Annotated in this window: 23 protein-coding genes; 20 read left to right on the forward strand and 3 right to left on the reverse strand. The window is 62.5% G+C overall.

What is annotated here, in order from left to right:
• Positions 1-275 precede the first annotated feature (275 nt).
• From pyrH to AACH55_RS10760, 15 genes are all read left to right on the forward strand, one after another.
• The gene (gene pyrH / locus AACH55_RS10690; protein ID WP_006462540.1) at positions 276-992 is read left to right on the forward strand and encodes a UMP kinase; all 717 of its coding nucleotides are present in this window, start codon (positions 276-278) and stop codon (positions 990-992) included.
• Between the two features lie 126 nt (positions 993-1,118).
• Entirely contained in the window at positions 1,119-1,679 is a 561-nt protein-coding gene (gene frr / locus AACH55_RS10695) for a ribosome recycling factor (protein ID WP_088753857.1), read from the forward strand.
• A 195-nt stretch (positions 1,680-1,874) separates the two neighbouring features.
• Positions 1,875-2,633, forward strand: a complete 759-nt coding sequence (uppS, locus tag AACH55_RS10700) for a polyprenyl diphosphate synthase (protein WP_338719465.1) — start codon at positions 1,875-1,877, stop codon at positions 2,631-2,633.
• The gene (locus AACH55_RS10705; protein ID WP_338719467.1) at positions 2,633-3,460 is read left to right on the forward strand and encodes a phosphatidate cytidylyltransferase; all 828 of its coding nucleotides are present in this window, start codon (positions 2,633-2,635) and stop codon (positions 3,458-3,460) included. The genes uppS and AACH55_RS10705 overlap by 1 nt, the downstream gene beginning before the upstream one ends.
• A 26-nt stretch (positions 3,461-3,486) precedes the next feature.
• On the forward strand, positions 3,487-4,659 hold the full coding sequence (gene ispC / locus AACH55_RS10710) for a 1-deoxy-D-xylulose-5-phosphate reductoisomerase (protein WP_338719469.1): 1,173 nt from the start codon (positions 3,487-3,489) through the stop codon (positions 4,657-4,659).
• Positions 4,656-6,029: an RIP metalloprotease RseP gene (gene rseP, locus AACH55_RS10715; protein ID WP_338719471.1), complete on the forward strand. Its 1,374-nt coding sequence runs from the start codon at positions 4,656-4,658 to the stop codon at positions 6,027-6,029. The genes ispC and rseP overlap by 4 nt, the downstream gene beginning before the upstream one ends.
• 199 nt (positions 6,030-6,228) lie before the next feature.
• On the forward strand, positions 6,229-8,604 hold the full coding sequence (bamA, locus tag AACH55_RS10720; protein ID WP_338719473.1) for an outer membrane protein assembly factor BamA: 2,376 nt from the start codon (positions 6,229-6,231) through the stop codon (positions 8,602-8,604).
• A 45-nt stretch (positions 8,605-8,649) separates the two neighbouring features.
• On the forward strand, positions 8,650-9,159 hold the full coding sequence (locus AACH55_RS10725) for an OmpH family outer membrane protein (protein WP_338719475.1): 510 nt from the start codon (positions 8,650-8,652) through the stop codon (positions 9,157-9,159).
• Between the two features lie 129 nt (positions 9,160-9,288).
• The gene (gene lpxD, locus AACH55_RS10730; RefSeq protein ID WP_338719477.1) at positions 9,289-10,377 is read left to right on the forward strand and encodes a UDP-3-O-(3-hydroxymyristoyl)glucosamine N-acyltransferase; all 1,089 of its coding nucleotides are present in this window, start codon (positions 9,289-9,291) and stop codon (positions 10,375-10,377) included.
• Positions 10,370-10,834: a 3-hydroxyacyl-ACP dehydratase FabZ gene (fabZ, locus tag AACH55_RS10735; protein ID WP_006462531.1), complete on the forward strand. Its 465-nt coding sequence runs from the start codon at positions 10,370-10,372 to the stop codon at positions 10,832-10,834. Before lpxD ends, fabZ begins: the two co-directional genes overlap by 8 nt.
• A 136-nt stretch (positions 10,835-10,970) precedes the next feature.
• Positions 10,971-11,759 (forward strand): acyl-ACP--UDP-N-acetylglucosamine O-acyltransferase, encoded by a 789-nt coding sequence (gene lpxA / locus AACH55_RS10740; RefSeq protein WP_338719480.1) that lies wholly within the window; start codon positions 10,971-10,973, stop codon positions 11,757-11,759.
• Complete coding sequence (lpxB, locus tag AACH55_RS10745) at positions 11,743-12,918, forward strand: lipid-A-disaccharide synthase (RefSeq protein ID WP_338719482.1); 1,176 nt, start codon at positions 11,743-11,745, stop codon at positions 12,916-12,918. Before lpxA ends, lpxB begins: the two co-directional genes overlap by 17 nt.
• 60 nt (positions 12,919-12,978) lie before the next feature.
• Positions 12,979-13,611, forward strand: coding sequence for a ribonuclease HII (rnhB, locus tag AACH55_RS10750; RefSeq protein ID WP_338720266.1), 633 nt, complete (start codon positions 12,979-12,981; stop codon positions 13,609-13,611).
• 11 nt (positions 13,612-13,622) lie between these two features.
• Entirely contained in the window at positions 13,623-14,414 is a 792-nt protein-coding gene (locus AACH55_RS10755) for an RNA methyltransferase (RefSeq protein ID WP_338719484.1), read from the forward strand.
• 14 nt (positions 14,415-14,428) lie between these two features.
• A complete protein-coding gene (locus AACH55_RS10760; RefSeq protein ID WP_338719486.1) occupies positions 14,429-14,923 on the forward strand; it encodes a DUF6314 family protein in 495 nt (164 codons plus the stop codon).
• Here the strand turns inward: AACH55_RS10760 and AACH55_RS10765 are convergent.
• The gene (locus tag AACH55_RS10765; protein ID WP_338719488.1) at positions 14,904-15,758 is read right to left on the reverse strand and encodes a pyruvate, water dikinase regulatory protein; all 855 of its coding nucleotides are present in this window, start codon (positions 15,756-15,758) and stop codon (positions 14,904-14,906) included. The two genes, AACH55_RS10760 and AACH55_RS10765, sit on opposite strands and share 20 nt — an antisense overlap.
• Before the next feature lie 48 nt (positions 15,759-15,806).
• Here AACH55_RS10765 and AACH55_RS10770 point away from each other — a divergent pair, with 48 nt between their 5' ends.
• The 5 genes from AACH55_RS10770 (at position 15,807) to AACH55_RS10790 (ending at position 21,265) form a co-directional block, all read left to right on the forward strand.
• Positions 15,807-16,112 carry a hypothetical protein gene (locus tag AACH55_RS10770; RefSeq protein WP_338719490.1) on the forward strand — a complete coding sequence of 102 codons (306 nt, stop codon included), beginning with the start codon at positions 15,807-15,809 and terminating at the stop codon, positions 16,110-16,112.
• Positions 16,113-16,122: 10 nt separating this feature from the next.
• Positions 16,123-18,477 (forward strand): phosphoenolpyruvate synthase, encoded by a 2,355-nt coding sequence (gene ppsA, locus AACH55_RS10775; RefSeq protein WP_338719492.1) that lies wholly within the window; start codon positions 16,123-16,125, stop codon positions 18,475-18,477.
• Between the two features lie 137 nt (positions 18,478-18,614).
• Positions 18,615-19,049, forward strand: a complete 435-nt coding sequence (locus tag AACH55_RS10780) for an NfeD family protein (RefSeq protein ID WP_338719494.1) — start codon at positions 18,615-18,617, stop codon at positions 19,047-19,049.
• Positions 19,050-19,093: 44 nt separating this feature from the next.
• The gene (locus AACH55_RS10785; protein ID WP_338719496.1) at positions 19,094-20,005 is read left to right on the forward strand and encodes a stomatin-like protein; all 912 of its coding nucleotides are present in this window, start codon (positions 19,094-19,096) and stop codon (positions 20,003-20,005) included.
• Positions 20,006-20,008: 3 nt separating this feature from the next.
• Complete coding sequence (locus AACH55_RS10790) at positions 20,009-21,265, forward strand: serine hydrolase domain-containing protein (RefSeq protein WP_338719498.1); 1,257 nt, start codon at positions 20,009-20,011, stop codon at positions 21,263-21,265.
• A 104-nt stretch (positions 21,266-21,369) separates the two neighbouring features.
• Here the strand turns inward: AACH55_RS10790 and AACH55_RS10795 are convergent, their stop codons facing one another.
• Together AACH55_RS10795 and AACH55_RS10800 are read right to left on the reverse strand one after the other, a co-directional pair.
• Positions 21,370-22,794, reverse strand: coding sequence for an ATP-binding protein (locus AACH55_RS10795; protein ID WP_338719500.1), 1,425 nt, complete (start codon positions 22,792-22,794; stop codon positions 21,370-21,372).
• 1 nt (position 22,795) lies between these two features.
• Positions 22,796-23,485 carry a response regulator transcription factor gene (locus AACH55_RS10800; protein WP_338719502.1) on the reverse strand — a complete coding sequence of 230 codons (690 nt, stop codon included), beginning with the start codon at positions 23,483-23,485 and terminating at the stop codon, positions 22,796-22,798.
• Positions 23,486-23,800: the final 315 nt, after the last annotated feature.

The raw sequence follows: 23,800 nt of genomic DNA on the forward strand, positions 1-23,800 counted from the left end.
GGGAACTTTCGGGGTCGGCTGCATCTACAGTCAGGGTCGCTCATGGGGCTGGCGCTGATGAAGGCAGGAACGGCAAGGTCGTGCCGGCAGTACCGGCAGCAACCAGTAATAAACGAAATACAGGCAATACAGGCAACAGAACAAGGCGCAGCAGTACATCCCCTCATGCGTTCGAGCTACCCTCTGATGACGAAAACGCGCCATTTCGTCGGGTCACAGCGAGTGCCGGCGCGTCAATACGTAATTCAACCTCGGAAAGAACACGGAGCCCTGCAATGACAACACCAGCTTACAAGCGCGTACTCCTCAAACTCTCCGGCGAAGCACTGATGGGCGACGACGCCTATGGTATCAATCGCGCGACCATCGAACGCATGGTCGCGGATGTAGCAGAAATCAGCAAACTGGGCGTGGAACTGGCCATCGTGATCGGTGGCGGCAACATCTTCCGCGGCGTGGCGCCGGGCGCCCAGGGCATGGATCGTGCGACCGCCGACTACATGGGCATGCTGGCCACCGTGATGAACTCGCTGGCCCTGGCCGATGCCATGCGCCAGGCCGGCCTGACGGCCCGCGTGATGTCGGCCATCGGCATCGAGCAGGTGGTCGAGCCCTACGTGCGCCCCAAGGCGCTGCAATATCTGGAAGAAGGCAAGATCGTGGTCTTCGCGGCCGGCACCGGCAACCCCTTCTTCACCACCGACACCGCCGCTGCACTGCGTGGCTCGGAAATCGGCGCCCAGATCGTGTTGAAGGCCACCAAGGTCGATGGCGTCTACACCGCCGACCCCAAGAAGGATCCGGCAGCCACACGCTACCAGTCGATTTCCTTTGATGAAGCCATCGCCAAGCACCTGCAGGTGATGGATGCCACCGCCTTTGCGCTGTGCCGCGACCAGAAGCTGCCGATCAAGGTGTTTTCCATCGTCAAGCCGGGCGCGCTGAAGAGCGTGGTCATGGGCGATGACGAGGGCACCCTGGTTCACGTCTGATCACATCTGAGCGATATTGCAGTGCAGAAACCGGCCGCAGGCCGGGATTCCCGTTTACAATGCCGGTCTTTCAGGCATTTGCCATCAAGACAAGCCAAGTTATTGCACCACAGTTAGGAGAGCAGCATGAGTGTCGCTGACGTCAAGAAAAATACCGAACAGAAGATGGCCAAGTCCATCGAAACCCTCAAGGCCAACCTGGCCAAGGTCCGTACCGGCCGTGCTCACACCGGCCTGCTGGATCAGGTCATGGTCGAGTACTACGGTTCGCCCACCGGTCTGTCGCAGGTGGCCAACCTGACCCTGATCGATGCCCGCACCATCGGTGTGCAGCCCTTCGAAAAGAAGATGGCCGCCGTCATCGAAAAGGCCATCCGTGAAGCCGACCTGGGCCTGAATCCGGCCACCCACGGTGACCTGATCCGCGTGCCGATGCCGGCGCTGACCGAAGAACGTCGCAAGGAAATGGTCAAGCTGGTCAAGAGCGAAGCCGAAGATGCCAAGATCGCCGTGCGCAACATCCGCCGCGAAGGTAACGAAGGCCTGAAGAAGCTGGTCAAGGACAAGATCGCCTCGGAAGACGAAGAGCGCCGCGGCCAGGACGAGATCCAGAAGCTGACCGACAAGTTCGTTGCTGACATCGACAAGATGGTCACCGAGAAGGAAAAGGAAGTGATGACGGTGTAAGCCGTCCCTGCAGGGCCCACGCGCGGCTGCCACGGCGGCCGCGCTGCACGAACAAGTCCAAGACAGAAAAGTGCAGGGGGGAGAGGCAATGGGGGAAATTGCAGACGCAGGCAGGTCGGTTTGTCAAAGCGGTCGCCGCCCGTTACCATGTTGCGCTTCTCTGTCCCGTGTACGGAAAAGTAATAAATCATTTACATGAAGCATCAAAGCTCAACTCTGGCGGTTCCGGAGACTTCCGCGGTTCCGCGCCATGTTGCCATCATCATGGACGGCAACGGTCGTTGGGCGACCAAGCGTTTCCTGCCGCGCGTGGCCGGGCATGCCAAGGGCGTGGATGCCGTGCGCTCCATCGTCGAGGCCTGTGCTGAGCGCGGCATCGAATTTCTGACCCTGTTTGCCTTCAGCTCCGAGAACTGGCGCCGCCCTGCCGACGAAGTGTCGGTCCTCATGCGCCTGTTCATGACGGTGCTGGAGCGTGAAGTGGGCAAGATGGCCAACAACGGCATACGCCTGCGCATCGTCGGCGATATGAGCCGTTTCGATTCCAAATTGCAGGAGATGGCCATCAAGGCCGAAGAGCAGACCGCCGGCAACAGCCGCCTGACGCTGACCGTGTGCGCCAACTATGGCGGCCGCTGGGATGTCATGCAGGCCGTCTCGAAGATGGTCAAGGACAAGCCGGGCGCTACCGACTACACCGAAGAAGAGCTGGCTCCCTACCTGGCCATGGCCTACGCGCCCGAGCCCGATCTGTTCATCCGTACCGGCGGCGAGCAGCGTATCTCCAATTTCCTGTTGTGGCAGCTGGCTTATAGCGAACTGTACTTCACCGAGACCTTCTGGCCTGATTTCGATGCCAAGGCACTGGACCAGGCGATCGCCTCCTATCAACAACGCGAGCGCCGTTTCGGGCGCACCAGCGCCCAGGTGCTGGACCAGAAAAAGGCTTCCTGATGCTCAAGACGCGTGTCATCACGGCGTTGATCCTGCTGGCAATCCTGTTGCCCATCCTGTATTTCGGTTATTTCCCGGCCTTTGCGATGGCGGTGCTGGTGTTCTTCGCCGCTGGCGCCTGGGAATGCTTCCGCCTCTTCAAGAGTCCCCGTCCGACCCTGTGGGCGCTGGTGTGGACGCTTGTATTCAGCGTGATCCTGTTCTTCTCGGGCCTGCCCAGTGTGCGTGCGCTCTACGTACTGTGCGTGCTGCTGTGGGCGCTGCGATTCGTGCCGGCGCTGGGCCTGGGCTTGCCCAGGATCGAGGCCTTCGGCAATCGCCTGCTCAACGGCACCTACATGCTTTCCATCCTCGGCTGCTTCGTGGCCATCGTGGACCTGTTCCAGCATTCGCCGCTGTACCTGCTGTCGGTGATGGCCGTGGTCTGGGTGGCGGATATCGGCGCCTATTTCTCGGGCAAGGGCTTCGGCCGTCACAAGCTGGCACCGACCATTTCCCCCGGCAAGTCCTGGGAAGGCGCCATCGGCGGCTGGCTGGCCGTGCTGGTGATCTCGGCGGCGGTGGCCATGTCCATGAGCGGAGGTGAAACCTTCCAATATCACCTCTATAGCCATTGGGGCTGGGGTGGCTTCGTCGGCATTCTCAGCCTGATGGTGGCGGCCAGCGTGGTGGGCGACCTGTTCGAATCACAGTTGAAGCGCCGCGCCGGCATGAAGGACAGCAGCAACCTGCTGCCCGGCCACGGCGGCGTGCTCGACCGTATCGATGCGCTCATTCCGGTGCTGCCGCTGGCAGCGCTGGTCGACCTCTGGCTGGCGGCTGCCTGAGCCGCCGCTTTCCTCCTGGAAATTCCATGCAGTCCATCAGCATTCTCGGCGCCACCGGTTCCATCGGCGTGTCCACGCTGGACGTGGTGGCCCGCCATCCCGACCGTTATCGTGTCTTTGCGCTCAGCGCCCATGCGCGCGTGGCCGAACTGGCCGAGCAATGCCAGCGCTTTCGCCCTCAAGTGGCCGTGGTTGGCTCGGCCGAGGCGGCGTCTCAGTTGCAGGTCTTGCTGCGTGCCGCCAATCTGAGCACGGAAGTGGCCCACGGTCCGCAAGCCTTGTGCGACATCGCGGCCGCCGACGGCTGCGATATGGTCATGGCGGCCATTGTCGGGGCGGCCGGACTGGCCTCCACGCTGGCTGCCGCCCGCGCCGGCAAGAAGATCCTGCTGGCCAACAAGGAGGCGCTGGTCATCTCCGGCCAGTTGCTGATGGATGCGGTTCAGGCCCACGGCGCCAGCCTGTTGCCGATCGACAGCGAACACAACGCCATCTTCCAGTGCCTGCCGGCTGGCTATACCCGTTCGATGGCTGCCCATGGGGTCGAAAAGATCCTGTTGACGGCTTCCGGCGGGCCTTTCCTTCACCGCGACGTGAGTACGCTGGATCAGGTGAGCGTGGAAGAGGCCGTCGCCCATCCCAAGTGGGTGATGGGTCGCAAGATCTCGGTGGATTCGGCCACCATGATGAACAAGGGTCTGGAGGTGATCGAGGCCCACTGGCTCTTCGGCGCACCTGCGGACAAGATCGAGGTGGTGATCCACCCGCAAAGCGTGATCCATTCCATGGTTTCCTATGCCGATGGCTCGGTGCTGGCGCAGCTGGGCAATCCCGACATGCGTACGCCCATTGCCAACGCGCTGGCCTATCCGGAGCGTATCGCCTCGGGCGTGGCGCCGCTGAATCTGGCCCAGATCGCCCAGTTGTCCTTCTTCCCGCCCGACTATCAGCGCTTCCCCTGCCTGAAACTGGCGTATGATGCCCTGCGAGCCGGCGGTACGCTGGCGGCCATCCTCAATGCCGCCAATGAAGTCGCCGTGCAAGCCTTCCTCGATGGCCGCATCGGCTTCGGGAAGATCGCTCCCCTGATTGAAGAAGTCATGTCCGCCATTCCCAACCGGCAAGCCGACGACATCGCGGCCTTGCTGGATCAGGACCGGCAGGCGCGTGACCTTGCCAGTGCCCTGATTTCACGATGAACCTGTTGCATACCCTGATCGCTTTCTTCGTTGCCCTGGGCACCCTGGTGGTGGTCCATGAGTTGGGGCATTACCTGGTGGCGCGCTGGTGCGGCGTGAAGGTATTGCGCTTCTCGGTGGGGATGGGTCGGGTGATCTGGTCGCGCCGCTTCGGCCGGGACCAGACCGAGTGGGCGATTTCCATCTTGCCGCTGGGCGGCTATGTGAAGATGCTGGACGCCCGCGAGCAGTCCATGGAGGAGATTCCCGAGGCTGATCTCCAGCGCGAGTTCACCCGCCAGTCGGTCTGGCGCCGGATCGCCATCGTGGCGGCCGGTCCGATTGCCAATTTCCTGCTGGCCATCGCCCTCTTTGCCGGACTTTACATGCATGGCGTGCCCGAGCCGGTCCCCGTGCTGCGTGCGGCGGCCCAGCAGAGTGCCGCCTATCAGGCCGGCCTGCGCGCAGGTGACCGCATTACCGCCATCAATGGCGCCCCGGTGCAGGTCTGGTCCGAAGTGCGCTGGAAACTGATGCAACTGGTGCTGGAAAAGGCCGATGCCCGGCTCGACATCGAGCGTCCCAATCCCTCCGGCAATGGCAAGCTGCTCGATACCGTGACCCTGCGCCTGGCCGGCATCGGCAGCAATGAGCTGGAGGGCGACTTCCTGGCCAAGCTGGGGCTGGCCTTGGCGCGTCCGCCCGCGATCATGGGCAAGATCCTGGATGGACCGGCCAAGGCGGCCGGTTTGCAGACGGGCGACCACATCACCTCCATCGATGGCCTGCCCGTGCAGGATGGCCTGGCCTTCGTCGAAAAGGTGCGCGAGTCGGCCGGCAAGGCGCTGCTGCTGCAGGGGCTGCGCGGCAACACCACCTTCGAAGCGCGCGTCACGCCAGACACGGTGGAAGAGGCTGAAAGCGGCAAGCGTATCGGCCGCATCAAGGTCGAAGTGCCGCTGGCACCCGAGATGGCCACCGTCAGCGACGATCTGCTGACCGCCGTGGCCAAGGGCGCGCAGCGTACCTGGGATACCAGCGCGATGACCGTCAAGATGATCGGCAAGATGATCGTCGGACAGGTTTCGCTGAAGAACATCACCGGCCCCATCACGATCGCCGACTATGCCGGACAGACCGCCCGCGTGGGCCTGGTGAGCTATCTGAGCTTCCTGGCCTTCATCAGTATCAGCCTGGGAGTGATGAATCTGTTACCAATCCCGGTTTTAGACGGCGGTCATTTGCTGTATTATGCGCTGGAGATTTTGACAGGGCGGCCCGTTTCCGAGCGGTTTGGGGAAATCGCGCAGCGCGCCGGCCTGGGATTACTGATGGCGCTGATGCTCGTTGCTGCATTCAACGATATCGTGCGACTGATGTTCCAAGGATGAATCCGGCCTGATGCCGGCCCCGGCGAGCAAGCGAGCAAGAACGCGGCGGGGCGGCGAGAAAGACCGGATTTTTTACATTTGCCGGCCAACCCCGATGGCAGTTGTTAAGCAATTGGCAATGGATCAAGCATCCGTTTTCAATTGCTTACCAGCATCATGTCAGGCAGAGCCGCAGCGAAAAACTGTTGATGAACGATAGATGAAATTACACCCTGCGCAACATCCCATCCCGACTTTCTCCCGTCGCCTGATCGCTGCCGCCGCATTTGCCCTGTGCTCCAGCCAGGCCATGGCGATCACGCCCTTCGTGGTCAAGGACATTCGCGTCGAAGGCATCCAGCGTACTGAAGCCGGTACCGTCTTCAGCTATCTGCCGGTGCGCGTGGGCGATACCTTCAACGATGAAAAGGCCACGGCCGCCATCAAGGCGCTGTACGCCACCGGTTTCTTCCGCGATGTGCGCATCGAAGCCGAAGGCGACGTGCTGGTGGTGCAGGTGGTCGAGCGCCCGGCTATCGCCAGCGTCGACTTCTCCGGCATCAAGGAATTCGACAAGGAACAGCTGACCAAGGCCCTGAAGGAAATCGGCGTGGCCGAGTCGCGCATCTTCGACCGCTCGCAGGTCGATCGCGCCGAACAGGAACTGAAGCGTCAATACCTCTCGCGCGGCCTGTATGGCGCCAAGGTGTCCACCACCGTCACCCCGGTCGAACGCAATCGCGTGGCCATTACCTTTGCGGTGGACGAGGGTGAAGTTTCGCGCATCAAGCAGATCAACTTCGTCGGCAACAAGGTCTTCTCCGACAGCACCTTGCGCGACCAGATCAAGCTGACCACGCCGGGCTGGTTCACCTGGTACACCAAGGCCGACCAGTACTCCAAGGAAAAGCTGCAGGGCGACATTGAAACCCTGCGCTCCTACTACCTGGACCGTGGCTATCTGGAAATGCAGGTCGAGTCGACCCAGGTATCGATTACGCCTGACAAGAAAGACATCTACATCACCGTCAATATCAAGGAAGGTGAGAAGTACACCGTCTCCGACATCAAGCTGGAAGGAGAGATGTTCGGCATGGAGCCGGAACTGGCCAAGCTGGTGCAGCTGAAGAAGGGCGACGTCTATTCCGGCGCCAAGCTCACCGACAGCACCAAGAAGATCGGCGAACGCCTGGGCAACTTCGGTTACGCCTTCGCCAACGTCAACGCCAACCCCAATGTCGACCGCGAAAAGAAGGAAGTCGCCTTCACCATCATGGTCGACCCGGGCAAGCGCGTCTACGTGCGTCACGTCAACATCGCCGGCAACACCAAGACCCGTGATGAAGTGATCCGCCGCGAATTCCGCCAGTTCGAGGATTCCTGGTACGACGGCGAGAAGATCAAGCTCTCCCGCGACCGCGTGGACCGCCTGGGCTACTTCAAGGAAGTCACCGTCGATACGCCTGAAGTTCCGGGCACCAGCGACCAGGTGGATGTGAACATGAAGGTCGAAGAAAAGCCGACCGGCAACATCATGATCGGTGCCGGTTTCTCGCAGGCCGACAAGGTGAGCCTGACTGGCTCGATCTCGCAGGAAAACGCCTTCGGCAGCGGCAATACCGTCGGTATCGAGGTCAATACCAGCTCGCGCTATCGCACGATCTCGCTGTCGACCACCAACCCGTACTTCACTGACGACGGTATCAGCCGCACCTACGAAGTCTACCTGCGCACGATTCGTCCGTCGGTGTACGCCACCGGTGACTACAAGGTCAAGACGCTGGGCGGCAGCATCAAGTTTGGCGTGCCGTTCTCGGAACTGGACCGGGTGTTCTTTGGCGTCGGCGTTGAAAACACCAACGTCAGTACCGACAGCACCAGCCCGACTCTGTATCGCCAGTACGTGCGAGACTTTGGCGGCGTGGGCGCCAACGACTGCGACGTGACCTCCAGCACTAACAACTGCGGCGTGGGCAGCGCCCGTACCACCAGCATCCCGCTGACCGTCGCATGGCAGCGTGATGGTCGAGACTCCGCCCTGGTGCCGACCACCGGCCGCTATCAGCGTGCCAATTTCGAGGTTTCCTACGTCGGTACCCTGAAGTACTATCGTGCCAGCTACCAGCAGCAGTACTTCCAGCCCTTCTTCAGCAAGGCCGTGACTCTGGCCCTGAACGGCGAAGTGGATTACGGTCGCGGCCTGGGCAGCAAGCCCTATCCCGTGTTCAAGAACTATTACGCCGGCGGTATCGGCACTGTCCGTGGCTACGAGGCTTCCTCGCTGGGTAGCCTCAAGGACCAGTACGGCGACTCCATGGGCGGCGCCTCGCGTCTGTATGGCAATGCCGAACTGCAGTTCCCGTTCCCGGGCTCGGGCCAGGACCGCACGCTGCGCTGGTTCACCTTCTTTGACGGCGGCAACGTCTTCGCCGACGGCGAAAACATCAAGCTCAACGACCTGCGCTATTCGGCCGGTGTCGGTATCAGCTGGGTGTCGCCGATCGGTCCGCTGAAGCTGAGCTTCGGCAAGCCATTGAACCTGAAGGCGGGTGACAAGTCTCAAACCTTCCAGTTCCAACTGGGTACCGGCTTCTAAAGCGGTCATCATTGATTCGTAATACGGAGAGTAATCTTGAAGTTCATGACCAAATCGTTCCTGTCCCTGCAGACCATCGTGATGGCGGCCTGCCTGTTGAGCTTTGCTCCTGCCCACGCGCAGGAAAGCTCCAAAATCGCTTTCGTGAGCACCGAGCGCATCTTCCGCGAAGCGGCGCCCGCCAAGGCCGCGCAAGCCAAGCTGGAAGCCGAGTTCGCCAAGCGTGACCGTGACCTGCAAGACATGGCCGCACGTCTGAAGGCGCAGTCCGACAAGCTGGACAAGGATGCTGCCGTGCTGTCGGACTCCGACCGCGCCAAGCGCCAGCGCGACCTGTCCGACCTGGACAAGGAATTCCAGCGCAAGCAGCGCGAATTCCGTGAAGACCTGAACCAGCGCCGCAACGAGGAACTGGCCGTGGTCCTGGAACGCACCAACAAGGTGATCCGCCAGATCGCTGAAGCCGAGAAGTACGATATCGTCTTCCAGGAAGCCGTCTATGCTTCCAAGCGCATCGACATCACCGACAAGGTGCTCAAGGAACTGGCGAAGTAATCGCCGTATTGCCATGCGGGCGCAGGGTGGCAACGCCCTGGCGCCCGCATGTCGCTTCAGGGGCCGCCGTCTTGGTGGCCTTTGTTCTTCCGTAACGCCAAGCAACGCCTATCATTCGGAAAAGCCAAGATGAGTATTCGACTGCAGCAACTGGTCGAGCGCCTGGGCGGGCAGCTGAAGGGTGATGCGACCATCGCGGTCCAGGGCATCGCGCCGCTGGACGTCGCAGGTGCCAGCCACATTACCTTCCTCTCCAATCCCAAGTTCCGCGCACAAGCCGAAGCGACCCAGGCGGCGGCGCTGATCCTGTCCGAGGCTGATGATGCCCAGGTGCAGGGCTACGCCGGCGCCCGTATCGTCACCCGCAACCCTTACGCCTACTTTGCGCGCGCCGCGCAGTTGTTCCAGGCGGAGGCGGAAGTTCGTCCTGCTACAGGCATTCACTCCAGCGCTGTCGTTGATCCTTCTGCGCAGGTGGCGCCGGACGCCGTGATCGGCCCGCTGGTGGTCATCGAAGCCGGTGCCGTCATCGGCGCGCGTGCCCGCATCGATGCCGGCAGCTTCATCGGCCATCACGCCAAGGTCGGCGAAGACACCCATTTTCATGCCCGCGCCACCCTGCATCACGCCTGCGAGATCGGTGCACGCGGCATCGTCCATTCGGGTGCGGTGATCGGCGCCGATGGCTTCGGTTTCGCCAACGAAGCCGGGCAATGGATCAAGATCCCGCAAGTCGGCCGTGTGATGATCGGCGATGACGTCGAAATCGGCGCCAATACCACCATCGACCGTGGCGCCCTGGCCGATACCGTGATCGAGGAGGGCGTCAAGCTCGACAACCAGATCCAGATCGCCCACAACTGCCACATCGGCGCGCATACCGCCATCGCCGCCTGTGCCGGCATCGCCGGCAGCGCGAAAATCGGCAAGTATTGCTCCATCGGCGGTGCCGCCATGATCCACGGCCACATCACCATCGTCGACAAGGTGCACGTCTCGGCCGGTACGCTGGCCTTGCGTTCCATCCTGGAGCCGGGGCAGTACACCGGCTTCTACCCCATCACCGAACACCGCGACTGGGAAAAATCCGCTGCCTTGGTGCGCAATCTGGGCACGATGCGTGAGAAAATCCGGGCGTTGGAAAAATCGCTTAAAACGTTAACACAAGAACAAGCAGGCCAAGCCCCGCTTTCAGAGAATCAAGAAGAGAATGAATAGCCTCGACATCAATCAAATCAAACAGTACCTGCCACACCGCTACCCGCTGCTGCTGGTTGATCGCGTGCTGAACTGGGAGAGCGGCAAGACCATCACCGCGATCAAGAACGTGACCGTGAATGAAGAATTCTTCAACGGCCACTTCCCGCACAAGCCGGTGATGCCGGGCGTGCTGATGATCGAGGCGCTGGCTCAGACGGCCGCGCTGCTGTCCTTCCTGACCGAAGGCAGGAAGCCCGATGAAAACACCGTGGTCTATTTCGTCGGCATCGACAATGCCCGCTTCAAGCGTCCGGTGGAGCCAGGCGACCAGCTGAAGATGGAAGTGGAAATCACCCGCCGTGCCCGTGGCATCTGGAAATACCGTGCCGTGGCCACCGTGGACGGCCAGGTGGCCGTGGAAGGCGACCTGATGTGCACCATGCGCAGCGCCGCCGACGCCAGCCAGAGCGCCTGACCGCAGGCCAGCCTGCAAGGCTTGACGTATCAAGCCAGGCCCGGCGGCGATCGGCAGGATCGCGCCGGGCCTGATTCATTGTGCAGATTGCTTCATTGCAAGATGTGCAACCAGTGAACCTACCGAAGCACAGGACATGTCCAAGATCCATCCAAGCGCAGTGATTGCTCCCGGAGCGCAGATCGACGAATCCGTCGAGATCGGCGCCTACGCCGTCATCGGCCCTGACGTGCGCATCGGCGCGGGCACCCGCATCGGCCCCCACGTGGTGATCGAAGGCCACACCACCATCGGCCGCGACAACGAGATTTTCCAGTTCGCCTCCATCGGCGCCGCGCCGCAGGACAAGAAGTACGCCGGCGAGCCGACCACCATGGAAATCGGCGACCGCAACACCATCCGCGAATTCGTCACCTTCAACCGGGGCACCGTGCAGGATGGCGGCGCCACCCGCATCGGCAACGACAACTGGATCATGGCCTACGTCCACCTGGCGCACGACTGCCAGCTGGGCAGCCACATCATCCTGGCCAACAATGCCACCCTGGCCGGCCACGTGCACCTGGGCGACCACGTGTTCCTGGGCGGTTTCACCACGGTGCACCAGTTCTGCCATATCGGTGCCCATGCCATGACCGCCTTTACGGCGGCCGTGAGCCAGGACGTGCCACCCTTCGTGACGGCAGCTGGCAACCGTGCGGTGCCGGCCGGCATCAACAGCGAGGGCTTGAAGCGCCGTGGTTTCTCCAGCGAGCAGATCATGGAGATCAAGCGCGCCTACAAGGTGATCTACCGTGCCGGCCTGCCGCTGGAAGAGGCCAAGCAGCAACTGGCGGACATGGAAGCCAAGTCCGCTCACAGCGCCGAATACATTCGCCTGCTGCGCGAATTCATCGAGGCTTCGGCCCGTGGCATCATCCGCTGACATCACCCGCCGCCAGTCGATCGCACTGGTGGCCGGAGAAAGCTCGGGCGACCTGCTGGGCAGCCGCCTGCTGGCCGGGGTGCGCGAGCGCCTGCCCGACGTGCGGCTGCACGGCATCGGCGGCGAGCACATGATGGCGCAGGGCTTTACCAGCGACTGGCCGATGGACAAGCTGACCGTGCGTGGCCTGTTCGAGGTGATTCCGCGCTACCGCGAGATCAAGGGTATCCAGGACTCGCTGCGCGACAAGCTGCTGGCGGATCGTCCGGATGTCTTCGTGGGGGTCGATTACCCCGGCTTCAACCTGGGCCTGGAAGAACAGCTCAAGAAGGCCGGCATCCCGACCATCCACTTCATCGGCCCGCAGATCTGGGCCTGGCGCGGCTGGCGCATCAAGAAGATCCAGCGTGCGGTGTCGCATATGCTGGTGATCTTTCCCTTCGAGGAAAATCTCTATCGCCAGGCCGGCGTGCCGGTCACCTATGTGGGCCACCCGCTGGCCGAGGTGATCCCGCTGCAACCCGATACCGAAGGCGCCCGCCAGCGCCTCGGTTTGACCGGGCCGGGCAGGGTGGTGGCCATCCTGCCGGGCAGCCGCATGAGCGAACTGAAGCAGAATGGCGAAGGTTTCTTGGCCGCGGCACGGCTGTTGCGGCAGCGCGATGCGCAATTGCAGTTTGTCACGCCCATGGCGGGTGACCGGCAGATGGCCTTCTTTGAGGATCAGATTCGCCAGGGCGGATATGAAGATCTTGGCGTCAGCGTGATCCGTGGCCAGTCGCACAGTGCGATGGAGGCCTCGGACGCGGTGCTGGTGGCTTCCGGCACCGCCTCGCTGGAAGTGGCGCTGTACAAGAAGCCGATGGTGATCTCCTACAAGGTCAACTGGGCCTCGTACCAGATCATGCGGCACATGGCCTACCAGCCCTGGGTGGGCCTGCCCAACATCCTGGCGCGCGACTTCCTGGTGCCGGAACTGCTGCAGCACCAGGCCACACCCGAGGCGCTGGCCGATGCCATGTGGCACCAGCTGGAAGACCATGCGCACCAGCAGCGCCTGGCGAGGCGCTTTGCCGACTTGCACCAGTCGCTGCTGCGCGATACCAGCCGGGAGAGCGCCAACGCGGTATGTGAAGTCATTGGCGCGCGGCGCCGCTGATATGCCGCCAAGAAGGATCGCTGCGGCGATCCGTTTGAGAGTTTGATGAAGGAATTTGCTATGCCCAAGGCGGCCCCCCAGACCCTGGCTTTGTTTGACGACCATACCGGCGAGATCATCTGCGGGGTCGATGAGGCCGGCCGTGGTCCGCTGGCCGGGCCGGTCTTTGCGGCGGCCGTGATCCTCGATCCGGCGCGTCCGGTCAAGGGCCTGCGCGATTCCAAGAAGCTTTCCGAGGCCGCGCGCGACAGTCTGGCGCTGGAAATCAAGGAATCGGCACTGGCCTGGGCGATTGCCTCCTGCAACGAGCAGGAGATCGACGAACTCAACATCCTGCACGCCAGCATGCTGGCCATGCGCCGTGCGGTGGAAGCGCTCTCGACGCCGCCCACGCTGGCCCTGATCGATGGCAACCGCTGCCCGGTCATGAGCATCCGCTCGGAAGCCATCGTCAAGGGCGACGACAAGGTGCCCGCCATCTCGGCCGCCTCCATCCTCGCCAAGACCGCGCGCGATGCGGCGCTGCTGGTCTTGCACGACACCTATCCGCACTACGGTTTCGACCGCCACAAGGGCTATCCGACCCCGTTGCACCTCGAAATGCTGCGGCTGCATGGCGTCTCGCCGGTGCATCGCCGCTCCTATGCGCCGGTCAAGGCCTTGCTGTCCGGCCAGACGGTGGTGATGGCGTGAGCGGGATGAGCATGAAACTGATCACCTCCAAGGACAATCCGGTCTTCAAGGACCTGAAGCAACTGGCCACCAGCAGCCAGGCGCGCCGCCGCGCCGGCCAGAGCCTGCTGGACGGCGTGCACCTGGCCCAGGCCTGGCTGCAGCATCGCGGCGCGCCGCAGGTGTGCGTGGTGGCCGAGAGTGCTCAGTATCACCCTGAAGTGGCGCCCATCCTCACGCAATGTGAAGCCTTGCGCGCGCAATGCCTGGTGCTGGCCGACAAGCTCTATGACGCCATCAGCACCGTTGAGAACGGCGTGGGTCTGCTGTTGCTGGTGAGTACGCCCGATCCGGTGGCCCCGGCGGCGTTGAAGGAATCGGCAGTGCTGCTCGATGGCCTGCAGGATCCGGGCAATCTCGGCTCCATCCTGCGCAGCGCCGCCGCTGCGGGCGTGAAGCAGGTGTTCTGCTCGCCCGGCACCGCTGCTGCCTGGTCGCCCAAGGTGTTGCGGGCCGGGATGGGCGCGCACTTCGTGCTGGACATCTTCGAGAATGTCGATCTGGTGGCCCTGTGCGCCGCCAGCCGCATCCCCTTGCTGGCCACCAGTTCGCACGCGGCCCAGACCATCTACGACTGCGACCTGTCCGGTCCGGTGGCCTGGCTGCTGGGGCATGAAGGGCAGGGCGTGTCGCCGGCCTTGCAGGATGCCGCCACCCATGAAGTGGTGATCCCGCATCTGGGTGAGATGGAGTCGCTCAACGTGGCGGCTGCAGCGGCGGTCTGCCTGTTCGAACAACTGCGCCAGCGTACCGTCGGGCGCTGAGGGCGGCGCGGATCATGGCTGCCTTTCCCCCCATCGATCTGGCCGCCATGGCCGATTGCTTCCTCGGGGAATGGATCTTCACCCGCACCATCTGGGAGGGCAGCGACACCCCTCAGGCCACGGCCACAGGTGAACTAAGTTTCATACCAGGCCAGACCCCGGGCCAGCTGGTCTACCGCGAGCAGGGCCAGTTGCGCATGAGCGGCGCGCCCGGCCGCTTGATTCCGTTTTCGCGTGTCTTTGACTATCGCTTCAGCGCAGATCGGCTGTCCGTGCTGTTCGCCGACGGCGAGCGTATCGGCCAGCCCTATCAGGACTATCTGTTACGTGGACAAGAACTGATCCCGGCCGCCGATCACCTGTGCGGCCCGGACTGCTATAGCGCAGTGTATACAGTCCATAGTGAAGACTCCTTCACCATGGAGACCACCATCAACGGCCCCAGGAAGCGCACCCGCGTGCGCACTGAATTTTCTCGCCGATTTTCGGTCAGCGCGTCTCCAGCTTGATCTCCTGCAGGATGGTGGCGGCGATTTCCTCGATGGACTTGGTGGTCGAGGACATCCAGCGTATGCCTTCGCGCCGCATCATCTTCTCGGCCTCATTGATTTCATAGCGGCAATTTTCCAGCGCGGCGTACTTGCTGCCGGGACGGCGCTCGTTGCGCACTTCCGAGAGGCGTTCGGCGGCGATGGTGAGGCCAAAAATCTTCTTCTTGTGCAGCACCAGGCCGCTGGGCAGCTTTTCGCGTTCGAAGTCTTCCGGGATCAGCGGATAGTTGGCGCACTTGATGCCAAACTGCATGGCCAGGTACAGGCTGGTCGGGGTCTTGCCCGAGCGCGACACGCCCACCAGGATCACATCGGCTTCCGACAGGTTCTTGTTGGATTGTCCGTCATCGTGCGCCAGCGAGAAATTGATGGCCTCGATGCGGTTGCGGTATTCCTCCGAATCGGTGGTGTTGTGGCTGCGGCCGATGGTGTGGGTGGACTTCATCTCCAGCTCCTGCTCCAGCGGCTCCACGAAGGTCTGGAACAGGTCCATGTGCATGGCCTTGGCGCGGCGGATTACCGAGGACAGTTCCGACTTCACCAGGGTCGAGAAGACGATGGGCAGCTTGCCATCCACCGCATAGGCTTCGTTGATCTTGCGGGTGGCGTCGTGGGCTTTTTCCAGCGTATCGATGAAGGGCAGGCGCACCTGCTTGAAGCGCAGCTCGAACTGGCTCAGCACCGAGTGTCCGAAGGTCTCCGCCGTGATCCCGGTGCCGTCGGAGACGAAGAACACGGTGCGGTTGGCGGCCAGGACGGGAGAAGGGTGCGGGATCGGCATGGGGTCGAGCATGTCTTGTCTTTTGGAAAATAGAAAAAGTATTGGGTGCTACGAACAAAAATGATTTCACGCGGTACAATGCTTGGCAACAATTTCGAGAAGCCCATCTTGATGACCCTCATGCCGCTGCGCAATTTGCCCGAGTTCCTGATGATGTTTGCACTGGCAAACGTCGCTGGTCCGGCTGCGCGCCTGATGCTGTCCCTGGGCTGGTCCTCGAAGCCGCACCTGCTGCCGCAACCGTCGCAGAATAACAAAAATAAACCGACCCATGCCGCGCCCGCGAAGATTTCTTATCATCAAGCTAGGGGTTGTCATGTCCAACGCAGTAAACACCCAGGGGGCGGTATACGTAGCCTCCTTTGAAAATCTTCGCATGACGGACGTCGAGTCCGTCGGTGGCAAAAACGCATCGCTGGGGGAAATGATCTCCCAGCTGGCCGGCGCGGGCGTTCGCGTGCCGGGCGGTTTCGCCACGACTGCGCAAGCTTTCCGCGATTTCCTGGAACACAGCGCCGATGGCGGCCCGACCCTGGCCGCCCGTATCGCCAAGCGTCTCGAAGGTCTGGATATCGATGACGTGCGTGCACTGGCGCAAGCCGGCGCCGAGATCCGTCAATGGATCATCGAGACCCCGTTCCAGCCGCGCCTGGATCAGGAAATCCGTGCCTTCTACGACAAGCTGGTGGCCGATTCGACCGCCGAGATGTCCTTCGCCGTGCGCTCTTCCGCCACCGCAGAAGACCTGCCTGACGCGTCCTTCGCCGGTCAGCAGGAAACCTTCCTCAACGTGGTCGGCATCGACAACGTGCTCGAAGCCATGAAGCACGTCTTCGCCTCGCTCTACAACGACCGCGCGATCTCCTATCGCGTGCACAAGGGCTTCACCCACGCGGAAGTGGCGCTGTCGGCTGGCGTGCAGCGCATGGTCCGTTCGGACGTGGGCGCGGCCGGCGTGATGTTTACCATCGATACCGAATCCGGCTTCAAGGATGTGGTCTTCATCACCTCCAGCTATGGCCTGGGCGAGACCGTGGTGCAGGGCGCCGTCAACCCGGACGAATACTACGTCCACAAGCCCATGCTGGAACTGGGCAAGCAGCCGGTGATCCGCCGCAACCTGGGTTCCAAGCTGATCAAGATGGAATTCACCGGCGAGGCCAAGGCCGGCCGCTCGGTCAAGACCGTGGATGTGCCGGTGGAACTGCGCAACCGCTATTCCCTGACCGACGCCGAAGTGGTGGAACTGGCCAGGTACGCCACCATCATCGAGAAGCACTACCAGCGTCCGATGGACATCGAATGGGGCAAGGATGGCCGCGACGGCAAGCTCTACATCCTGCAGGCCCGTCCGGAAACGGTGAAGTCGCAGCAGAAGGCCACCGATGCGCAACAGCGCTTCAAGCTCAAGAGCTCCGGCACGGTGCTGGCCACCGGCCGTGCGATCGGCCAGAAGATCGGCGCCGGTCCGGTGCGCGTGATCAACGATCCCGCCGAAATGGAACGCGTGCAGCCCGGCGACGTGCTGGTGGCCGACATGACCGACCCCAACTGGGAACCGGTCATGAAGCGCGCCTCGGCCATCGTCACCAACCGTGGCGGCCGTACCTGCCACGCCGCCATCATCGCCCGTGAACTGGGCGTGCCGGCCGTGGTCGGCTGCGGCGACGCCACCGACGTGTTGAAGGATGGCACCCTGGTGACGGTCTCCTGCGCCGAAGGCGACGAAGGCAAGATCTATGACGGCCTGCTGGAAACCGAAGTGACCGAAGTGGCCCGTGGCGAACTGCCCCCGATCCCGCTGAAGGTGATGATGAACGTGGGCAACCCGCAGCTGGCCTTCGACTTCCAGTCGATCCCCAACGGCGGTGTCGGCCTGGCGCGTCTGGAATTCATCATCAACAACAACATCGGCGTGCACCCCAAGGCCATCCTGGAATACCCGAACATCGACGCCGACCTGAAGAAGGCCGTCGAATCGGTGGCCCGTGGCCATGCCTCGCCCAAGGCCTTCTACGTCGACAAGCTGGCCGAAGGTATCGCCACCATTGCGGCGGCCTTCTGGCCCAAGCCGGTGATCGTGCGCCTGTCGGACTTCAAGTCCAACGAGTACAAGAAGCTCATCGGCGGTTCGCGCTACGAGCCGGACGAAGAAAACCCGATGCTGGGCTTCCGTGGCGCCGCGCGCTACCTGGCCGACGACTTCGCCGAAGCCTTCCAGATGGAATGCCAGGCCATGAAGCGCGTGCGTGAAGACATGGGCCTGACCAACGTCGAGGTGATGGTGCCCTTCGTGCGTACCCTGGGCCAGGCCGAGAAGGTCATCGGCCTCTTGGGCAAGTATGGTCTCAAGCGCGGCGAGAACGGCCTGCGCGTCATCATGATGTGCGAAGTGCCCTCCAACGCCATTCTGGCCGAGCAGTTCCTGGAACACTTCGACGGCTTCTCCATCGGTTCCAACGACCTGACCCAGCTGACCCTGGGCCTGGATCGCGATTCCGGCATGGAACTGCTGGCGGCTGACTTCGACGAGCGTGATCCGGCCGTGCAGGCCTTGCTGACCAAGGTCATCGCCACCTGCCGCCAAAAGGGCAAGTACGTCGGCATCTGCGGCCAGGGCCCCTCGGACCATCCGGACTTCGCCGAATGGCTGATGGAACAGGGCATCGAGTCCATCTCGCTGAACCCGGATACCGTCATCGACACCTGGCAGCAACTGGCCAAGAAGTGATGAAGCTTTAAGCGTCACTCAAGACGGTCTTCAAAAGAAGTGGAAGGCGCGGGCAGAAATGTCCGCGCCTTTATTTTTAGATTCTCAAGCTGCGGTAGACTTGCTGTGTTTGCAGATTTCTTCATGGGGATTCGACGATGAGCGACTGGGCTATCTGGCTGGTGCTGGCTGGCGGGCTGCTGGGTGCAGAACTCTTCACAGGCACCTTTTACCTGCTCATGATCGCGCTGGGCATGGCGGCCGGTGCCATCGCCGCGTGGGCCGGGCTGATGCTGGAGTGGCAGTTGCTGGTGGCCGCCGTGGTCGGCGTGGCTGCGGTCCTTGGACTGCGCCGCAGTCCGTACGGCCGGCTGCGCCGCAGCAGCGCCAACGATGATCCCAATCTGTTGCTCGATATCGGCCAGAGCGTCGAGGTGCGGGCCTGGCAAACCCATGGCGACCAATACCTTGCCCGCGTGCCGTATCGCGGAGCACAGTGGGATGTCGAGCTGCTGCCCGGCCATCATGCGCTGCCGGGCAGCTACGTCATCCGCGAAATCCGTGGCAGCCGTTTGCTGGTGGCGCCCCGTTGATCGGCATCTTCATTTCTTCCCCCCCTCGTTTTCAGGAGAATTCCATGCTGGGTAGCGTTACTCTGGTCATTTTCTTCCTCGCCATCGTCTTCGTCGTGCAGACGGTCAAGGTGGTCCCGCAGCAGCACGCCTGGGTGGTCGAACGCCTGGGCAAATATCACGCCACGCTGGCGCCGGGGCTGAACATCGTGGTGCCCTTCATCGATCGCGTGGCCTACAAGCACATCCTCAAGGAAATCCCGCTGGACGTGCCGCCGCAGGTCTGCATCACCAAGGACAATACGCAATTGCAGGTGGATGGCATCCTGTATTTCCAGATCACCGATCCGATGCGCGCGTCCTATGGTTCGTCCAACTACATCGCCGCCATCACGCAACTGGCCCAGACCACGCTGCGTTCGGTGATCGGCAAGATGGAACTCGACAAGACCTTCGAGGAACGCGACCACATCAACACCGCCATCGTCAGCGCCATTGATGAATCGGCCGAGAACTGGGGCGTGAAGGTGCTGCGCTATGAAATCAAGGACCTGACCCCGCCCAAGGAAATCCTGCACGCCATGCAGGCCCAGATCACCGCCGAGCGTGAGAAGCGCGCCCTCATCGCCGCCTCCGAGGGCCGCAAGCAGGAGCAGATCAACATCGCCACCGGCGAGCGCGAGGCGGCCATCGCCCGTTCCGAAGGCGAGAAGCAGGCTTCCATCAACCGCGCCGAAGGCCAGGCCGCCGCCATTCTCGCCATCGCCGAAGCCAGCGCTGAAGCCATCCGCAAAACCGCCGCCGCCATCGAGCAGCCGGGTGGTTCGGATGCGGTCAACCTGAAGGTCGCAGAACAGTATGTGGATGCCTTCAGCAAGCTGGCCAAGACCAACAATTCCATCATCGTGCCGGCCAACCTGTCGGACATGAGCGGGCTGATCGCCTCGGCCCTGCAAGTGGTGAGACAACAGAAATAAATCATGCGTCCACGTTTCATGCCCGTTCTGAGGGCCAAGCTGCTGGCCGCTGGCCTGGCTTTCATTGCCGTTTGCGCGTCTGCGCAGGACATCGACGAGACTGCCCTGGCCGAACGCGTGGACCAGCAGATGACGCAATTGCTCGCTCAATATCCGGTGCCGGGGGCCAGCATTGCGATTGCCTACCAGGGCAAGCTGGTCTACCAGCGTGGTTATGGCATGGCGGTGACCGAGACCAACACGCCGGTGACGCCTATCACGCGTTTTCGTATCGGCAGCGTCTCCAAGGCGGTAACGGCGGTGGCCGTGCTCAAGCTGTTCGAGCAGGAATTGCCGCAGGCGCTGGATCGTCCGGTGTTCGGTCCGGCGGGCCTGCTGCCCGACGCGGCCTATCCCGATTTCGCCCAGCCGCTGGATCAGCGGGTGTTGAAGATCACCCTGCGCGACCTCCTGCAGCACACCAGCGGCTGGGGCGGCAGCGACTATGACCCGCAATACGATCTGGTCAACATCGCCAAGGCGCGCCAGGTGCCGGCCCCGGCCTCGGCGCACGACGTGATCGCCTATGTGCTCAAGCAACGCCTTCTGGATGCAGCGCCTGGAAGTGAATACTTCTACGGCAATTTCGCCTACAACGTGCTGGGCCGGATCATCGAGCACAAGTCCGGCATGCCCTATGAGCAGGCGGTGCAGGCGCTGGTGTTCCATCCCGCCGGGGTGGAGGACGCTGCCATCGCCGGCGACCGCCGCATCGAGCGCGCTGCCAACGAGACCGTCTACTACGACGACCCGCGCTGGCCTGCCGTGGCCGACCGCGATGGCAGTGGGGCCACCGGTCCGCAATCCTATTCGGCGCTGCATTTCAAGGCCATGGATGCTACCGCCGGCTGGATGGCGACGGCCACCGACCTGGTGCATTTTGCCGATGCCACGCTGGGGCGCGGCGTGCCCGCCTTGCTGCAGCCGCAGACCCTGGCGCTGATGAAGCAACGCAATCCCGCCCAGGCCGAGAACAACTACGGGCTGGGCTGGGTCGTCACCCGCAGCAATGGCGTGCAAATCCTCTCCCACAGCGGCGCACTGACCACCGGCACCTATGCCTACCTGCAGTGGCGCGCCGATGGCTGGACCTGGGCGGTGCTGATGAACCGCTTGCCGCTTCCCTATCCGCCCGAGCAGGGCGTGACCGAGCTGCAGGCTTTCCAGGTGGCGGTGCAGCGCGGGCTGATGAATGCCATCGTCAATCCGGCTGCACCTTGAGTCGCAGACAGATCACCAGCGCGCATTGAAAAGCCCCGTCCGGAGCAAAGCCGGACGGGGCTCATTCTTGTGGATGCCGGTGCGGGCCGGCCAGGCGCCGGGGTTCAGCTCTCCAGCGTCTGGCCGCGCGCTGGCTCGTCGGCCATGAAGGGCAGGGTGATATCCATCCGCAGCCCGCCATCGTGCCGGTTGGCCGCGCGGATGAAGCCCTGGTGCGCCTCCACGATGCGGCGGGCAATCGACAGGCCCAGGCCGTGTCCGGCACTGTTGCTCTTGGTACGGCTGCTGCGGAAGAACAGTTCAAAGATGCTGTCCATTTCTTCCTCCGGCACGCCCGGCCCGCGATCCAGAATCGACAGGTGCAGCAGCTTGTGGTCCTCATCGATCTCGGCCACGACCTGTACCGCCGTCTCGGGGGCGGTGTGCTTGATGGCGTTGCGCAGGACGTTTTCAATGGCGCGGTAGAGCAGCTCCGGATTGCCCTTGACCTCCACCCGGCACTCGATGCTGCTGTCGACCTGCTTGCCCAGTGCTTCGGCTTCGAAGCGGGCGTCATTGATCATGTCGGCCAGCATGGACTGGATGGCGATGGCTTCTTCCATCGAACCGGGCACATTGGCCTCCAGCCGCGAGAGGGTCAGCAATTCGCCCACCAGCTTGTCCATGCGCACGCTTTCGCGTTCGATGCGTTCCAGTGTCAGTTCCAGCTTGTCCTTGTCCTGCACCCGTGCCAGGCCGATGGCCATCTGCAGCCGCGCAATCGGCGAGCGCAGCTCGTGCGAGACATCGTGCAGCAGGCGGCGCTGGCTTTCCATCAGGGTGCGCAGCTTGGCCGTCATGGCGTCGAAGTCGCGGCCGAGGTCGGCCAGTTCGTCATTGCGGGCGCTCATGACCGGTTCCAGCTCCAGGTCCAGGTTGCCATTGGCGGCCTGGTTGAAGGCATTCTTGAGATGCCGGATCGGGTGCGAGAAATACCACGCCAGCAGCAGCGCAAAGACCAGGCTGGCCAGCAGCGCCACCGCAATGGGCATGGTCGGGAAGAACAGCGGCTTGCTACTGCGATTCTTCATATAGTGCGGTTCCCGTCCCCCCATGCCACCTGGCGGCGGCGGGCCGAACTCGTCGTTGGGGGTGGGGATGAACATCAGGTAGCTATGACCATTGGTGGCCTTGACCAGCTCCACCACCCGGCGTTCGCGTTCACTCGCCAGCAGCTGGCGCGCCTGTTCCACCAGATGGGGCGAGACCTCGCGGCCCATCAGGTCCTGATTGTCTTCGTCAACGGCATACAACTGCAGGCGATGCGGGCGGCCCTCGTTGATCAGGCTACGCAAGGCTTCCGTCCCGCCAAACTGCAGCGTGGCGGCAGCCGAGCGGATCATGAAGGAAGCCGGCGGGCTGAGGTCGATCTCGGAATTGCGGTTGCTGCGTTCCAGGTTCTCGATCCAAAACAGCACGCCCACGCCGAAGGTGGCGGTGATCTGGGCGATCGCAATGAAGAAGAAGAACTTCCAGAATAACCGGCCCACTTTATTCCTTGATGAACTGGTAACCCAGGCGGTAGACGGTCTGGATGCAGCTCTTGTCACTGCCCAGCGCGGCGATCTTCTGGCGGATGCTGGAGAGGTGGACGTCGATGTTGCGGTCGAAGCGCGCCAGCGGACGGCCCAGGCCCTGTTCGGACAAGGTTTGCTTGCTGACCGGCTTGCCGGCATTGCGGGCCAGCACTTCGAGCAGGTTGAATTCACTGCTGGTCAGTTCCAGCGGACGGCCGTTCCAGGTGGCGCGGCGCTGTTCCGGCCACATCGACAGGGCACCCACGGCCAGGGGGGAATAGGGCGCCTGTTCGCTGCTCTCGGCCGAGGCGCGGCGCAGGATGGCGCGGATGCGGGCGGCGATCTCGCGCGGCGTGCAGGGCTTGGGCACGTAATCGTCGGCGCCCAGTTCCAGGCCGATGATGCGGTCGGTGTCATCGCCCTTGGCGGTCAGCATCACCACCGGCATGTTGCTCTTGGCGCGGATGCGGCGCAGGGTGTCGACGCCGTTCAGGCGCGGCATCATCACGTCCAGCACGGCGATGGCGTACTGGCCGGTGAGCGCCTCGGCGGCCCCGACTTCGCCGTCATGGGCGACGTTGACTTCGAATTTTTCTTGCTCCAGGTATTCCTTGAGCATGTCGACGAGTTCCACATCGTCGTCGATCAAAAGCACTTTAGACATTGCTGCATTCCATTCTCGAATTGCCCTGCCTCCAGGCCGCAGGGCGTCGGCAGCCCGTAATATGCCGTAAAAGGTTTTGCAGAAGTGTTTCAGGCGATCTTTACATTTGCATCTTTACATTCATTTACCGCCCGTTCCCGTGTCTTGCAAACCTCATCAACATGCATTTTTCCGTCACAAGATTTCATGAGTGCCCGCAGGCAACCCACGCCAGCGCTGGTCCGGGCAGACGCAGGCAGGAGCGGCTATTAACAGTACTTTACGCGGATTTACGCAAGCGACGCTAACTTAACGCGTCTTGATGTCCGATACTTT

Origin of the sequence: Herbaspirillum sp. DW155, assembly GCF_037076565.1 — a bacterium.
Lineage (GTDB): Bacteria > Pseudomonadota > Gammaproteobacteria > Burkholderiales > Burkholderiaceae_D > Herbaspirillum.

What these genes read in the sequence shown, in the direction of transcription:
- rnhB (WP_338720266.1), top strand. Translation starts at nt 12,979, where the DNA reads ATGCCCAAGGCGGCCCCCCAGACCCTGGCTTTGTTTGACGACCATACC.
- bamA (WP_338719473.1), top strand. Translation starts at nt 6,229, where the DNA reads ATGAAATTACACCCTGCGCAACATCCCATCCCGACTTTCTCCCGTCGC.
- AACH55_RS10800 (WP_338719502.1), bottom strand. Translation starts at nt 23,485, where the DNA reads ATGTCTAAAGTGCTTTTGATCGACGACGATGTGGAACTCGTCGACATG.
- fabZ (WP_006462531.1), top strand. Translation starts at nt 10,370, where the DNA reads ATGAATAGCCTCGACATCAATCAAATCAAACAGTACCTGCCACACCGC.
- rseP (WP_338719471.1), top strand. Translation starts at nt 4,656, where the DNA reads ATGAACCTGTTGCATACCCTGATCGCTTTCTTCGTTGCCCTGGGCACC.
- AACH55_RS10780 (WP_338719494.1), top strand. Translation starts at nt 18,615, where the DNA reads ATGAGCGACTGGGCTATCTGGCTGGTGCTGGCTGGCGGGCTGCTGGGT.
- AACH55_RS10770 (WP_338719490.1), top strand. Translation starts at nt 15,807, where the DNA reads ATGATTTCACGCGGTACAATGCTTGGCAACAATTTCGAGAAGCCCATC.
- AACH55_RS10725 (WP_338719475.1), top strand. Translation starts at nt 8,650, where the DNA reads ATGACCAAATCGTTCCTGTCCCTGCAGACCATCGTGATGGCGGCCTGC.
- AACH55_RS10705 (WP_338719467.1), top strand. Translation starts at nt 2,633, where the DNA reads ATGCTCAAGACGCGTGTCATCACGGCGTTGATCCTGCTGGCAATCCTG.
- AACH55_RS10760 (WP_338719486.1), top strand. Translation starts at nt 14,429, where the DNA reads ATGGCTGCCTTTCCCCCCATCGATCTGGCCGCCATGGCCGATTGCTTC.
- AACH55_RS10785 (WP_338719496.1), top strand. Translation starts at nt 19,094, where the DNA reads ATGCTGGGTAGCGTTACTCTGGTCATTTTCTTCCTCGCCATCGTCTTC.
- frr (WP_088753857.1), top strand. Translation starts at nt 1,119, where the DNA reads ATGAGTGTCGCTGACGTCAAGAAAAATACCGAACAGAAGATGGCCAAG.
- pyrH (WP_006462540.1), top strand. Translation starts at nt 276, where the DNA reads ATGACAACACCAGCTTACAAGCGCGTACTCCTCAAACTCTCCGGCGAA.
- uppS (WP_338719465.1), top strand. Translation starts at nt 1,875, where the DNA reads ATGAAGCATCAAAGCTCAACTCTGGCGGTTCCGGAGACTTCCGCGGTT.
- AACH55_RS10765 (WP_338719488.1), bottom strand. Translation starts at nt 15,758, where the DNA reads ATGCTCGACCCCATGCCGATCCCGCACCCTTCTCCCGTCCTGGCCGCC.
- AACH55_RS10755 (WP_338719484.1), top strand. Translation starts at nt 13,623, where the DNA reads ATGAAACTGATCACCTCCAAGGACAATCCGGTCTTCAAGGACCTGAAG.
- lpxA (WP_338719480.1), top strand. Translation starts at nt 10,971, where the DNA reads ATGTCCAAGATCCATCCAAGCGCAGTGATTGCTCCCGGAGCGCAGATC.
- ispC (WP_338719469.1), top strand. Translation starts at nt 3,487, where the DNA reads ATGCAGTCCATCAGCATTCTCGGCGCCACCGGTTCCATCGGCGTGTCC.
- lpxD (WP_338719477.1), top strand. Translation starts at nt 9,289, where the DNA reads ATGAGTATTCGACTGCAGCAACTGGTCGAGCGCCTGGGCGGGCAGCTG.
- AACH55_RS10790 (WP_338719498.1), top strand. Translation starts at nt 20,009, where the DNA reads ATGCGTCCACGTTTCATGCCCGTTCTGAGGGCCAAGCTGCTGGCCGCT.
- ppsA (WP_338719492.1), top strand. Translation starts at nt 16,123, where the DNA reads ATGACGGACGTCGAGTCCGTCGGTGGCAAAAACGCATCGCTGGGGGAA.